This is a genomic window from Streptomyces sp. LBL (assembly GCF_029893585.1).
Classification (GTDB): domain Bacteria; phylum Actinomycetota; class Actinomycetes; order Streptomycetales; family Streptomycetaceae; genus Streptomyces.
In genome coordinates this window covers 1-13,109 of record NZ_JARXYX010000040.1, presented here as the reverse complement: position 1 = coordinate 13,109, position 13,109 = coordinate 1, and the positions used below count along the sequence as shown (strand labels likewise).

Sequence of the window (13,109 nt, the reverse complement as noted above, 5' to 3'; positions counted from 1 at the left end):
GGGGCGGAGGGACGAGGGTGGGAGTGCGGGGTTTGCTGGGAACTTGCTGTGAATGGTGGCTCCCGTGGCGGCCCGTCATAGACAGCGTCGCGCGGGGGGGCGAAGGGTGGGGCGAAATGGAAGGAGCGCCTCACCGTGGAACGGACTGCGAGGGTCGCCGCCGGCACGAGGGCGTCGGTGGCGGCGGGCGTAAGGGCGGAGCCCAGGGGGCCTGCCTGCGCCGGCGGGGTGATCGCTCACAGCGAACGCGGGGTGGGGAACATTCTGGGGCTCACGTGCATTGAGTCGGCATAGCTCAACTTGATTACCGAAGGGGAGATCATGGCTTCGACGTCCACACCGCTCACTCTGCCCGTGCTGCCGCTCGACGACGAGGTCGTTCTGCCCGGAATGGTGGTTCCGCTCGACCTGAACGACGCCGACGTGCGAGCCGCGGTGGAGGCGGCTCAGGCTGCCGCGCGGTCGGAACCCGGGAAGCCCACGGTTCTGCTGGTGCCGCGCATCGACGGGACGTACGCGGGCACCGGTGTGCTCGGCACCGTCGAGCAGGTCGGCCGGCTGGCCGACGGCGACCCGGGCGCCCTCATCCGCGGGCGGGAGCGGGTGAAGATCGGTGCCGGGACCACCGGGCCGGGGGCGGCCCTGTGGGTCGAGGGGACGAGGATCGACCAGAGCGTGCCCGAGCCGCTGCCGGGGCAGGTCACCGAACTCGTCAAGGAGTACAAGGCTCTTGCGACGGCCTGGTTGCGGAAGCGTGGGGCCTGGCAGGTCGTGGACCGGGTGCAGGCCATCGATGATGTGTCCACTCTTGCCGACAACTCCGGGTACTCGCCCTTCCTGACCACCGAGCAGAAGGTGGAGCTCCTGGAGACCGCCGACCCGGTGGCCCGGCTGAAGCTCGCCGCCCAGCAACTGCGTGACCACCTCGCCGAGCAGGATGTCGCCGAGACCATCGCCAAGGACGTCCAGGAAGGCGTCGACAAGCAGCAGCGGGAGTTCCTGCTGCGCCGTCAGCTGGAGGCCGTGCGGAAGGAACTGCGCGAGCTCAACGGGGAGTCGGAGGGCGACGAGTCCGACGACTACCGGAGCCGCGTCGAGGCCGCCGATCTGCCGGAGAAGGTCCGCGAGGCCGCTCTCAAGGAGGTCGAGAAGCTGGAGCGGGCGAGTGACCAGTCGCCCGAGGGGTCGTGGATCCGTACCTGGCTCGACACGGTGCTGGAGTTGCCGTGGAACGAGCGGACCGAGGACCAGTACGACATCCAGGGCGCCAAGGCGATCCTCGACGCCGAGCACGCCGGGCTGCAGGACGTGAAGGAGCGGATCACCGAGTACCTGGCGGTGCGCAAGCGTCGTACGGACCGGGGGCTGGGTGTCATCGGCGGGCGCCGTGGCGGTGCCGTACTGGCACTCGTCGGGCCTCCTGGTGTCGGTAAGACCTCGCTGGGCGAGTCCGTGGCGCACGCCATGGGGCGGAAGTTCGTACGGGTCGCGCTCGGCGGGGTGCGGGACGAGGCCGAGATCCGCGGGCACCGGCGTACGTATGTGGGTGCGCTGCCCGGCCGGATCGTCCGGGCCGTCAAGGAGGCCGGGTCCATGAATCCGGTCGTGCTGCTCGACGAGATCGACAAGGTGGGGTCGGACTACCGGGGCGACCCGGCCGCGGCTCTGCTGGAGGTCCTCGACCCGGCGCAGAACCACACCTTCCGGGACCACTACCTGGAGGTCGAGCTCGATCTGTCGGATGTCGTCTTCCTCGCCACGGCCAACGTGCTGGAGGCCATCCCGGAGGCGCTGCTCGACCGGATGGAGCTGGTCCGGCTCGACGGGTACACCGAGGACGAGAAGATCGTCATCGCACGGGACCACCTGCTGCCGCGTCAGCTGGAGCGTGCCGGTCTGGAGACGGAAGAGGTCACGCTGGACGAGAGCGCGCTGCGCAAGCTCGCCGGCGAGTACACCCGCGAGGCCGGTGTCCGCACCCTGGAGCGGGCCATCGCGCGGCTGCTGCGCAAGGTCGCGGCCCAGCACGAACTGGGCGAGCGGGAACTGCCGTTCACGGTCGGGGACGAGGATCTGCGCGGGCTGATCGGCCGGCCGCACCATGTGCCGGAGTCCGCCCAGGATCCGGCCGAGCGGCGGACCGCGGTGCCGGGTGTGGCGACGGGTCTCGCCGTCACGGGCGCGGGCGGTGACGTCCTGTACGTCGAGGCGTCGCTGGCCGACCCGGAGACGGGTGCCGCGGGTCTGACCCTGACCGGGCAGCTCGGTGACGTGATGAAGGAGTCGGCGCAGATCGCGCTGAGCTTCCTGCGCTCGCACGGAGCCGAGCTGGAGCTGCCGGTCGCCGACCTGAAGGACAGGGGCGTGCACATTCACTTCCCGGCGGGCTCGGTGCCGAAGGACGGACCGAGCGCGGGCGTCACGATGACGACGGCGTTGGCGTCGTTGCTCAGCGGTCGTCCGGTGCGTACGGACGTGGCGATGACCGGTGAGGTCTCGCTGACCGGTCGGGTGCTGCCCATCGGTGGTGTGAAGCAGAAGTTGCTTGCCGCGCACCGGGCAGGCGTCACGACCGTGATCATCCCGAAGCGCAACGAGCCCGACCTGGACGACGTTCCGGCGGAGGTGCTGGACAAGCTCGACGTCCACGCCGTCACGGACGTCCGCCAGGTCCTGGAGCTGGCGCTCGCCCCGGCGACGAACGGGGCAGCGTCGGAGGTTCCGGTGGCGGCGTGACGTAGGTCAGCGTCATCGTCATCGGTCAGGGCAAGGCCCGGGTCCCGTGAGGGAGGCCCGGGCCTTCGCCGTACGTGTGGTGTGGTCGTCAGCCATGGGCGAGCGCGACCACGGGAAAGCGCGGGCAGCTGCCGGCCTGTGGCACTGGCTGCGGTACTGGCGTGGGCATGCCCGTCGTTGCCTGATAAGGCGAGCTACGCACGTAGACCCGGGGGTGGGAAGGGGCACCGAAAGCTGCCGTTGGCCCAGCCCTGCGAAATACTGGCGGAGCTGCGGTGATGACGGCGGCGGGCGGAAACAATCAGGATCGGGAAACCGAGGCAGGGGCTGACGTGCACGAAGACGGAAACGGCGACGGACGAGGAGTCGAATCCGGCGTGTCCGCGAGCGGGATGGACCACCCCGCGTTCCTGGCGCTGGAACGGGAACTGACCGTTCTGCTGCGGCGTGCCCGCGCCAACCAGGCCGAGATGGCCCGGGAGGTCCACCCGGACCTGGAATCGGCGGCGTACGGCCTCCTCGTACGTCTGGACGAGTGCGGTCGGCAGCGGGCCACCGAACTCGCCGCCTACATCGGCGTCGGCAAGGCCACGATGTCCCGTCAGCTGCGCGCCCTGGAGGACCTCGGCCTGGTGGCCCGCGAACCCGACCCGGCCGACGGTCGCGCCTGGCTGGTCGCCCTCACCCAGGAGGGGCATGACCGGGTGACCCGGGTGCGACAGGCGCGGCGCGCTCGGTACGCCCGCCGCCTGGACGACTGGCAGTCACGGGAGGTCGCGGAACTGGCCCGGCTGCTGCACCAGTTGAACCGGGGAACGGAGAAATAGGTTCGCCGGTCTCGCGTTCGCGCCGGCCGGGTCCGCCGACGTCCGCCACGGCCGCCTCACAGCTCCACGTACACCACCGTCGCGTCGTCGTGGGTCTTGCTGCGGCCCAGGTGCGCCCGCTGCTCCGCGTCCGCCCGCTCCAGCGTCCGTACGCGGTCCACCAGCGCTTGCGCGCCCTCCTTGTGGACGTAGGTGAAGCAGTCGGTCCAGTCGCCCTCCTGGAACTTCTCGACCCAGCGGGTCGCGCCGTCCGTCAGGGCGGCCAGGGCGCGGACCTCGGCGCGCGGTACCACCCCCGTCACTGCCCGCGTCGCCACCGTCGGGTCCGCCGCCGCTGTGAAGAAACCGCCCTCCTTGTTGCGGATGGTCGCGTCGGCGAGGGCGTCCGTGGCCAGGGCGGAACGGGGGAGGAGGGCGAGACGGTCGTCGAGGTGGGGGGTCACCGTGCCGTCGGGGGACTCCAGCAGGAGCGCCGAGTCCGAGAGGACCAGGTACTCGACGGTCTCCGCCGACCAGCGGGCCACAACCACCGTGGCCTGCGGGGTGCGTGGGTGAGAAAGGTCACAAGAGGATCGGTGGGGCTCGGCAGTTCGAAGAATCGCCCGGGAGAGAATCTCCGACAGGGTCAGATCTCGGCAGGAAACGGTCAGTTCGGTCAGCGCTCCGCCCAGGCGTGCGGTGAACCAGGGGACGGAATGCAGACAACCGGTCGCGCCCTTCGGCGGCGTCACGCCGTCCAGGACCACGAGCGTGCCGCCCAGTCCGGAAGCCGGTAGGGCGACGCTCGCGAAGTCCTCGTTGGGGCGGTCCCGGTCGCCGGGCTCCGAAACAAGTTCCGTACGCATTCGGCCAGTCTGCACGAGCCCTTCACGCGGTGCGCAAGAGGCTGGCAATCATTGCGGAACTGACGCAGCCGCGCAGGTCAGCCGCCTGATTTGGGGTGGAATCGATAGCTCCGGGAAGGCGTGGTGGCGAATAGTGCCACCGCCTGCCGTGGACGTCCAACCGGCCCGCCGGACAAGGCCGCCGCATGGGCCGCAGGAACTTGCCCGCCCGCTCCTGTCCGATGTTCACTCCTTCGGGTGGCGGGTCAGGTGATGCGCGACCACCGCCCACCGGCACTGGGAGGGTCGGGGACCGCACCGGGTGGATGCACCAGTTCGACCCTGTAGGGGGGTTGACGGGACGTCACCCGGGCCATGGGTATTCACGAGTCAGGAATGCGAGCACCGGTGCAGAAGACGCGGCCTCGTCGTACAGGCAAGCAGGCGGCCTCCGGCAAAGGCGTGGAGCAGGCACCCGGCACGCCCCACTCCGCCACGCCCGGAATCCCGCACCCCGGCACGCCCGGAATCCCGCACCCCGACACGCCCGGCGCCGCCTTTGCCGGCCTCGCCGCCGCTGCCGTCGGCAAGGGCCGTCCCACCCACGTCCGTACGCGGCTCATTCTCGCCGCCGTCGTCGTGGCCGCCGCGATCGCCGGGGCCGGCACCCCCTCCCTGATCACCGCGTCGGGGCAGCTCAGCGACTCCCAGGATCTGGTGACCCTCGCCGAGCAGACCCAGGACGCGCTCGCCCTCGCCCACTCGCTCGCCGATGAACGCGACGAGGTCACCTCGTACGTCGCGGCCGGCCGGCCCAAGTCCAAGGCCCCCTCCGAGCAGCAGAGCTCCCGGGTCGACCGGCAGGTCGAGGAGATGCGCGGCGACACGGACACGCCCGCCTCCCTGCGCGGCGACCTCGGCGACGTCGCCGCCGTACGCCGGGCCGCGCTCACCGGCAAGAGCGGCGCCCTCGAAACGCACCAGGCCTACTCCGCCGCCATCACCGACCTGCACCGGCTCGCCGGGCAGCTGGCCGAGCAGATGCCGCCCCGCGCGGGCTCCGGCGCCCACGCGCTGGCCGAGCTGGACTCCGCCGTCCAGCAGGCCGCCGCGACCCGGGGCCTGCTGCTCGCCGCGCTCGACGTGCCGACGACGACCCGGACCGTCATCGACCCCATCACCGGCCTGCCGACCACGCAGACCGGCTCCTCGGGCGCCGACTCCAGGCTGCGCGGTGCCCTCAGCGCCGCCGCCCAGCAGGCCCGGTTGCGCTCCGACGCGGACCTCGCCGGCTTCCAGGACTCCGCGCCCACCGAGGCCAGGTCGCGCTACGACGCCACGGTCACCGGCCCCGAGGTCAACTCCGCCGAGAAGTACCTCGCCACCCTCACCGACCAGCCGGCCCTGAGCGCCGACGAGCTCGACACCAGTACCAGCAAGGCGGAAGCCGCCCTCTCCGCCCGTGTCGACGCGATGCGCGGTGCGGAGGCCGCCCTCTACGACCGCCAGGTCAAGGACCTCGCCCAGCTGCGCGACGACGACGTCACCGCGCTGGAGATCCGTATCGCCGTCCTCGGCGCCCTGATGCTGCTGGCCGTCGGCATCTCCACGGCCATGGCCCGCACCCTCACCCGGCCGCTGTCCGTCCTGCGGCGGGGCTCGGCCCGGCTCGCCGAGGCGGAGAACCACCTTGCCGAGGAGCCGGTCGCCTTCACCGGCCGCAACGACGAGTTCGCCCAGGTCGTCCGTTCGGTCAACGCCCTGCACGCACACGCCGTCGCCCTCGCCGAGCGCGTCACCACTCTCGAGTCCGACCGCAAGCACCTGGTCGGGCAGCGGCAGAAGATGGCCGACGCCCGCGAGCAGCTGAAGGCCGAACTCGCCGAGTCCACCGCCCAGTCGGAGCGGCTGCGCACCAGCATCTCGGCCACCTTCGTGAACCTCGCGCTGCGCACCCTGGGCCTGGTCGAGCGGCAACTCGCCGTCATCGAGGGCCTGGAGGAGCGCGAGCAGGATCCGGAGCGGCTCGCCACGCTCTTCAAGCTCGACCACTTCGCCACCGTCATGCGTCGGCACAGCGAGAACCTCCTCGTCCTCGCCGGCACCGAACACGTCCAGCAGACCGCCGGTCCGGTGCCGCTGGTCGACGTCGTACGCGCCGCGGTCAGCGAGATCGAGCGGTACGAGCGCGTCCGTATCGCCGCGCTGCCGCCGCACGGGCAGGTGGCCGGCTTCGCCGCGGACGACCTCTCCCACCTGCTCGCCGAACTCATGGAGAACGCCACCTCGTTCTCCCCGCCCGACCTGCCCGTCGAGGTCTCCGGCTGGTTCCTGGAGAGCGGCGAGGTGATGCTCTCCGTCCAGGACGAGGGCATCGGCATGACCGACGACCGGCTGGCCCGGCTCAACACCCGCCTCGCGGACTTCACTCCCGACATCTCGTACGAGTCCTACGACTCCGCGGCCACGGAGGGCGAGGAGGGGCTGGGCCTCGGCCTGTACGTGGTGGCCCGGCTCGCCCACCGGCACGGAGTGCGGGTGCGGTTGCGGTTGCAGAAGCAGGGCGGGATCGCCGCGGTCGTCGTCCTGCCGAAGGGCCTGCTGGCGGCCGCGCCGTCCGCCGCGCAGCCGACCGCCGCCGTAGCGACGGTGTCAGCGCCGCCCGAGGCCGGTGACCCGCACCTCTCCCTGCCCGGCGCGGACGCGGAGGTCAACTCCAACATCGTCAGCGGCCGCTCGAAGGACGAGGACCCGCTGGTCGCGCTCGCCGAGAAGGCCGTACGGCGGTCGGAGGCAGACCGGGCCGGGGACGGCAGCCGGGATGGGGACGGCAGCCGGGGCGGGGACGGTAACGGGGACGAACGACCGGTCCCGCAGACTCAGGCTGTCCCGGAGACGCCGGCCGAGACCACGATGGAACTCCTGCTCCCGGAGCTCTCGGAGCCGGCCGCCGAGCCGTACGAACCGGAGGCGGAACTCCACCAGTCGGCCGAGGAGCCGTCCGAGCCGTCCGAGTCGCACGAGCTGTCCGAGACGTCCGAGACGACGGACACGGGTCCGTACACGATCGGTCCCGACAGCCATGAGCGCGTCCTCGACCAGCCGGAAGAGCGCGTCACCGACAAGGGTCTTCCCAAGCGCACCCCGAAGATCAGTGCCCCGGCCACCGCCTCGCGCTCGCGGGGCGGATCCGTCGACGCCGAGGCCCTCCGCCGCCGGCTGGGCGGCTTCCGCCGGGGGGCTGAGGCCGGCTACCGCGACGTGGAGGCTGAGATCTCCGAGCAGCCGGGGCAGCCGGGCCAGCACCAGGCACCCGCCAGGGACGCCGCAGGAACCGCACAAGCCGAAGAGACCACGGGGGCCACAGCCGAGGAGGCAAGCAGTTGACCGCGCCCAGTACCTTCGGACTGAGCCGTGAGGCCCGCAATCTTCACTTCTTGCTGACCAATCTCGTCGAGGAGGTGCCGGGCATCCAGTCCGTGGCCGTCGTCTCCTCCGACGGCCTGCTGCTGCTCTCCTCCGACCAGGGCCGCAACACCGAGGCCCGGGATGCCCGCGAGGTCAGACCCTCCGGCCCGCGCGGCTCCGCCGCCGACCTGGCCACCATCGTCTCCGGCATCGGCAGCCTCACCGTCGGCGCCGCCAGGCTGATGGACTCCGGGCCGGTGAAGCACACCATGGTCGCGATGGACGAGGGCAGCCTGTTCGTGATGTCGGTCAGCGACGGCTCGCTGCTCGGTGTGCACGGCAACGCGGACTGCGACATGAGCGTCGTGGCGTACCACATGGCGCTCTTCGTCGGCCGCGCCGGGCACGTCCTGACGCCCGAACTCCGCAGCGAGCTACGCGAATCACTGGAGCAGGAGTCGACCGCGACGGGGAGTACGCCATGAGCGATTCGCCGGACAGGCTTCCCGTGCGGGGCGCCGACCGCAAGCCGGCCCGGGTGCGCCCCTACTCGCTCACCGGCGGCCGTACCCGTTTCGGACACGTCCTCCTCGTGGAGACGTTCGTCGCGGCGATCGAAGCGCCCGAGGAGCGCAAGGAACTGCCGAACGGTTCGCTCACCAGCCGGGTCATGCCGGAGATGCGGGCCATCGTCGAACTGTGCCGCCGGATGCGCACGGTGGCCGAGATCGCCGCGCTGCTGAAGATGCCGCTCGGTGTGGTCCGGGTGCTCCTGAGCGACCTCGCTGACCAGGGAAAGATCCGTGTGTACGGAACGGGGACCGGTCATGGCACCGGCCGCCCGGAACGTGCGCTGCTGGAAAGGGTGCTGAGTGGACTCCGTCGTCTCTGACGCCGGTCGTAGCGTCGTCTCCCCGTTCGTCGAGGCCGAGGAGGACCTGAGGTCCTGGCAGACGGACCGCACCCGCGCCCCCATCGCCACGAAGATCGTCGTGGCGGGCGGGTTCGGCGTCGGCAAGACCACCATGGTCACCGCCGTCTCGGAGATCACGCCGCTGCAGACCGAGGCGCTGATGACCCAGGCGAGCGAGGACCACGACGACCTCACCGCCACCCCGGGCAAGCTGACCACCACCGTGGCCATGGACTTCGGCCGTCTCACGCTCGACGACGACCTGGTGCTCTACCTGTTCGGCACGCCGGGCCAGCAGCGGTTCTGGTTCATGTGGGACGACCTGGTGCGCGGCGCGATCGGCGCGGTCGTGCTGGCCGACACCCGCCGCCTGAAGGACTGCTTCCCGGCGCTGGACTACTTCGAGAGCTGCGGGCTGCCGTACGTCGTCGCGGTCAACCACTTCGACGGCAGCGAGCTGTTCGACGCGGATGATGTGCGCGACGCGCTCACGATTCCCGCACATATACCTGTCATGATCATGGATGCTCGGCGCAGGATCTCGGCGATCGAGACCCTCCTGTCCCTCGTCCGCCACGCGCTGGACGAGACCCCCGAGCAGTCCTGAGCAGTCCCCCGTAAGGAGCCAGCACCCGTATGCGGAAGATACTCGTCGTCGGAGCCGGCCAGTCCGGTCTCCAGCTCGCCCTCGGGCTCCAGTCGCACGGCTACGAAGTCACCCTGATGTCCAACCGGACGGCGGACGAGATCCGCTCCGGCCGGGTGATGTCGACGCAGTGCATGTTCGACACGGCGCTCCAGCACGAGCGTGATCTCCAGCTGAACTTCTGGGAGTCCCAGGCCCCGAAGATCGAAGGACTCGGCGTCTCGGTGGCGGCCCCCGGCTCGCACGACCCGGGTCCGACGCAGCGGGCGATCGACTGGGTGGGCAGGCTCGACGGGTACGCGCAGTCGGTCGACCAGCGGGTGAAGATGGCCGGCTGGATGGAGACGTTCGAGCAGCGCGGCGGCCAGCTGGTCATCCACGGCGCGGCGGTCGGCGACCTCGACTACTTCTCCCGTACGTACGATCTGGTGCTGGTGTCGGCGGGCAAGGGCGAGCTGGTGCAGATGTTCGCCCGGGATCCCGGGCGCTCTCCCTACAGCGAGCCGCAGCGGGCCCTGGCGGTGGCGTACGTCCACGGGGTGGGCCCGCGCCCGGAACACCCCGACTACGACGCGGTCCGCAGCAACCTCGTCCCCGGCGTCGGTGAGCTGTTCGTCATGCCGACGCTCACCACCTCCGGCCGCGCCGACATCCTCTTCCTGGAGGGCGTACCCGGCGGCCCGCTCGACGTCTTCAACGGCGTCAAGGACCCGTCGGAGCACCTCTCCCTGACCCTGGAACTCATGAAGAAGTTCGTCCCCTGGGAGTACGCGCGGGCTATGAAGGCCGAACTGACGGATGCGGGCGGGGTGCTGAGCGGACGGTACGCGCCGACCGTGCGCAATCCGGTCGGCCGGCTGCCCAGCGGCGGTCTGGTCCTCGGCGTCGCGGACGTGGTCGTCGCGAACGACCCGATCACCGGGCAGGGGGCCAACTCGGCGTCCAAGTGCGCGGCGGCCTATCTCGCGTCGATTCTCGACCACGGGGAGAAGGAGTTCGACGAGGAGTGGATGCTGGGTACGTTCGACCGGTACTGGGAGATGGCTCAGCATGTCACCAAGTGGACGAACGCGATGCTGGCCCCGCCGCCGGAGCATGTGCTGAACCTCATGGGCGCGGCAGGCGAGCTGCAGCCGGTGGCGAATCGTTTCGCCAACGCCTTCGACAACCCCGCGGACTTCGAGAACTTCTTCTATGAGCCGGAGAAGACGCAGGCGTATCTGGGGTCGGTCGCCGGAGCCTAGCGGCGGTAGGGGGCGCTGGGGTGCCAGGGGCTGGGGCTGGGGCGCCGAGGGGCTGGGGGCGCGGCTGCCGGCGGCTGCGGGTTGTGCGCGGCCGGGAGCGTTCACGCGCCGGAGCCGCGTGATGCCCACGCGCCGGAGCCGCGTGATGCCCACGCGCCGGAGCCGCACCAGGTCTCAGCTCCGCGCCCCTGAAGGCCGCACATCTGGGCGTACGGCTCCAAGGACCGGGTGGGACGCGAGCGGTGAGAGCTTGATCTTCTCCCCGTGGCGGGGGGCCTGGACCACCTTGCCCTTGCCCACGTACATCGCCACGTGGGTGGCCTCGGGGAAGTAGATCACCAGGTCGCCGGGGCGCAGTTTCCTCAGCGGGATCTTCGGGAGTTTCGCCCACTGTTCCTGGCTGGTGCGGGGGATGGGGGTCCCGGCGTTCCGCCAGGCCTCGGAGGTCAGGCCCGAGCAGTCGTACGACCTGGGGCCCTCGGCGCCCCATTCGTACGGCTTTCCGATCTGGCGTACGGCGTAGCGTACGGCCCTCTGACCCTTGGCCGACGGCTTGTTGTCGTCGTCGTTGAGGGTGCCGGACGTGATGAGCTTCTTCTGGGCCTTGTCGACGCCGTCCTTCTCGAACGCGGCGAGGGCGGTGAGCTGTTCGGGGGTGAGAGAGGCGAGGAGTTTCTCGACGTCCCCCAGGCGCCTGTGGACGTCGTCGCGGGTCTTCTTCCGCCGGGCCGCGAGGGTGAGTTGGTTGTCGAGGGCCTTGCGGGCCGCACGGGCCAGGCCGGCGGCCTTCTTCTCGGTGCCGGCCAGGCGTCCGACCGTCTCGGCCCGTTCGCGGGCCACCTGACCGATCACGTGGCCCTGGTCGAGCGCGTGCTGGGGATCGCGGGCGAGGAGGAGACGGACGTACGGGGAGATATCGCCGGTGTTCTGGTACTGCTGCCGGGCCAGGCGGCCCGCCGCGCCCCGGCTGTCGTGCAGGGAGAGGCGGGCGCGGGCGAGTTCCTTCTCCAGCCGTCCGGTCTCGGCCCGCTGTCTCGTCAGCTTCTCCTCGGTGGCGTTGTACGTCTCGGTGGCCTGTTCGGCCTCCCGGTACAGCCGCTGAAGGTCCGTCAGCAGAGCGGGCAGGGAACGGCTGCCTGGTTCCCGGGGCTCGGGGACGGCCGTCGCGGGCCGGGGTGCGAGGACGGTTCCGGCCGCCATCGCCGCCGTCGCCGCCATCGCCGTCGTGCAGACCAGACGCAGAAGCCTTCCTGACACGTCATCACCTCCGTTGCGGGGAGCGGGCGGTCTTTCCGCGGGGCTCCGCATCGCGAGCTTCAGACGTGTGCCGGAGGTTCGCGCGCCGGGTGTGCGCGGTTCGGCGCAACGGGGTCACCCGTGGGTGTCGTCCGGCTTGCCGCCCGGCGTGGCGTCTGGATCGGCGTCGGGTTCGGCGTCCGGGCCGAGGTCGGGTTCGGTGTCCGGGCCGGCGTCGGGTTCGGAGTCCGACCCTGCGTCAGGGCTGGCGTCAGAAGCCGTACGTGCGCCGACACCCAACCGCCCCGGCCCCGGCCGAAGCGCCAAACGCCGTTGTCAGTGCCTCCCCATAAAGTGAAGACAACACTTGGGGAGCCTCGGAGGGGGAACACAAGTCCCTGGACGACCTGGGCCATATCTGGGAGGAATACGGCGAGCACAGTTTCCTCCAGATCGTCGTGACGGACGGTGAGGAGAACGCCTCCGGCGGCGACCGGAGGCACGACGGCGACATGGCCATTCTCGGCCCCTGGCTCGACAAGATCGCGGCGAAAATGAGGGGGCTTCCGGGCCACTGGACCTCCGCGATCCTCGTTCCGAACTCCCTGGCCAAGCGGACCGCCCAGAACTACGGTTTCCCGGCCGGGAACATCGCCATCTGGGATGCGGATTCCCAGAAGGGCGTCGAGGAGGCGATCGGCGCCGCGCGTGCTGCTGCCACCAGCTTCCTCCGCGGGCGAGAGCAGGGGGTGCGCGGTACGAAGAACCTGTTCACCGTCGGCCAGGACATATCGGTTGACGAGGTGCGGGCGAACCTCGAACCGATTCCGGCTGACAAGTACCGGCTCCTGAAAGTCGACAAGGAGGTCGAGATTCGCTCCTTCGTCGACTCGCATCCGGGCGTGACGTACGAACGTGGTTCGTGTTACTACCAGCTGGGTGCTCGGGCTCAGGTTCAGCAGAACAAGGAAGTCGTGGTCGAGAAGGACACCGACCGCGCCTATACGGGCGACGCGGCACGCAGCCTTTTGTTCGGTACGGATGTCCAGGGGACCGTCTCCGTGAAGGCGGGGAACAACCCCAAGCTGGAGGTGTACGTACAGAGCCGTTCGGTGAACAGGAAGCTCAAGCAGGGGACGCGTCTGCTCATCATGCTCTGAAATCCATCATGCTCTGATTATCAATGAGTGGTGTGCATCGTGAAGTCGCAGGTCACGGGTCTGGTCTGAATGGCGAGTTGGGTACTCGTGCCGGTCGGCGGCCGATGACCATGGC

The 13,109-nt window shown here is 70.4% G+C and carries 9 protein-coding genes and 1 pseudogene; 8 read left to right on the top strand and 2 right to left on the bottom strand.

Annotated features, from left to right (window positions below):
* Window positions 1–321: 321 nt before the first annotated feature.
* Together lon and M2271_RS36120 are read left to right on the top strand one after the other, a co-directional pair.
* Window positions 322–2,736 carry an endopeptidase La gene (gene lon / locus M2271_RS36125; protein ID WP_280891691.1) on the top strand — a complete coding sequence of 805 codons (2,415 nt, stop codon included), beginning with the start codon at window positions 322–324 and terminating at the stop codon, window positions 2,734–2,736.
* A gap of 332 nt (window positions 2,737–3,068) precedes the next feature.
* Window positions 3,069–3,563, top strand: coding sequence for a MarR family transcriptional regulator (locus M2271_RS36120; RefSeq protein ID WP_280891689.1), 495 nt, complete (start codon window positions 3,069–3,071; stop codon window positions 3,561–3,563).
* A 56-nt stretch (window positions 3,564–3,619) separates the two neighbouring features.
* Here the strand turns inward: M2271_RS36120 and M2271_RS36115 are convergent, their stop codons facing one another.
* Window positions 3,620–4,408: a protein phosphatase 2C domain-containing protein gene (locus tag M2271_RS36115; RefSeq protein ID WP_280891688.1), complete on the bottom strand. Its 789-nt coding sequence runs from the start codon at window positions 4,406–4,408 to the stop codon at window positions 3,620–3,622.
* A 387-nt stretch (window positions 4,409–4,795) separates the two neighbouring features.
* Between M2271_RS36115 and M2271_RS36110 the strand changes: the two genes are divergently transcribed.
* The 5 genes from M2271_RS36110 to M2271_RS36090 are packed head-to-tail and all read left to right on the top strand — an operon-like array spanning window position 4,796 to window position 10,598.
* Entirely contained in the window at window positions 4,796–7,774 is a 2,979-nt protein-coding gene (locus tag M2271_RS36110; RefSeq protein ID WP_280891687.1) for a nitrate- and nitrite sensing domain-containing protein, read from the top strand.
* Window positions 7,771–8,280, top strand: coding sequence for a roadblock/LC7 domain-containing protein (locus M2271_RS36105; protein WP_280891686.1), 510 nt, complete (start codon window positions 7,771–7,773; stop codon window positions 8,278–8,280). Before M2271_RS36110 ends, M2271_RS36105 begins: the two co-directional genes overlap by 4 nt.
* The gene (locus tag M2271_RS36100) at window positions 8,277–8,687 is read left to right on the top strand and encodes a DUF742 domain-containing protein (protein WP_280891685.1); all 411 of its coding nucleotides are present in this window, start codon (window positions 8,277–8,279) and stop codon (window positions 8,685–8,687) included. Before M2271_RS36105 ends, M2271_RS36100 begins: the two co-directional genes overlap by 4 nt.
* A complete protein-coding gene (locus tag M2271_RS36095; protein WP_280891684.1) occupies window positions 8,668–9,315 on the top strand; it encodes an ATP/GTP-binding protein in 648 nt (215 codons plus the stop codon). The genes M2271_RS36100 and M2271_RS36095 overlap by 20 nt, the downstream gene beginning before the upstream one ends.
* A 29-nt stretch (window positions 9,316–9,344) precedes the next feature.
* Window positions 9,345–10,598: a styrene monooxygenase/indole monooxygenase family protein gene (locus tag M2271_RS36090; RefSeq protein ID WP_280891683.1), complete on the top strand. Its 1,254-nt coding sequence runs from the start codon at window positions 9,345–9,347 to the stop codon at window positions 10,596–10,598.
* Between the two features lie 174 nt (window positions 10,599–10,772).
* Here M2271_RS36090 and M2271_RS36085 read toward each other — a convergent pair whose 3' ends face one another.
* Window positions 10,773–11,798, bottom strand: coding sequence for a C40 family peptidase (locus M2271_RS36085; RefSeq protein WP_280891750.1), 1,026 nt, complete (start codon window positions 11,796–11,798; stop codon window positions 10,773–10,775).
* Window positions 11,799–12,226: 428 nt separating this feature from the next.
* On the opposite strand from M2271_RS36085, the pseudogene M2271_RS36080 reads away from it, so the two are divergent.
* Window positions 12,227–12,994 (top strand): annotated as a pseudogene (locus M2271_RS36080) (VWA domain-containing protein); the annotation flags it as partial.
* Window positions 12,995–13,109: the final 115 nt, after the last annotated feature.

Coding starts and splice junctions, on each gene's coding strand:
- M2271_RS36090 (WP_280891683.1), top strand. CDS start 9,345: ATGCGGAAGATACTCGTCGTCGGAGCCGGCCAGTCCGGTCTCCAGCTC.
- M2271_RS36085 (WP_280891750.1), bottom strand. CDS start 11,798: ATGGCGGCCGGAACCGTCCTCGCACCCCGGCCCGCGACGGCCGTCCCC.
- M2271_RS36115 (WP_280891688.1), bottom strand. CDS start 4,408: ATGCGTACGGAACTTGTTTCGGAGCCCGGCGACCGGGACCGCCCCAAC.
- lon (WP_280891691.1), top strand. CDS start 322: ATGGCTTCGACGTCCACACCGCTCACTCTGCCCGTGCTGCCGCTCGAC.
- M2271_RS36100 (WP_280891685.1), top strand. CDS start 8,277: ATGAGCGATTCGCCGGACAGGCTTCCCGTGCGGGGCGCCGACCGCAAG.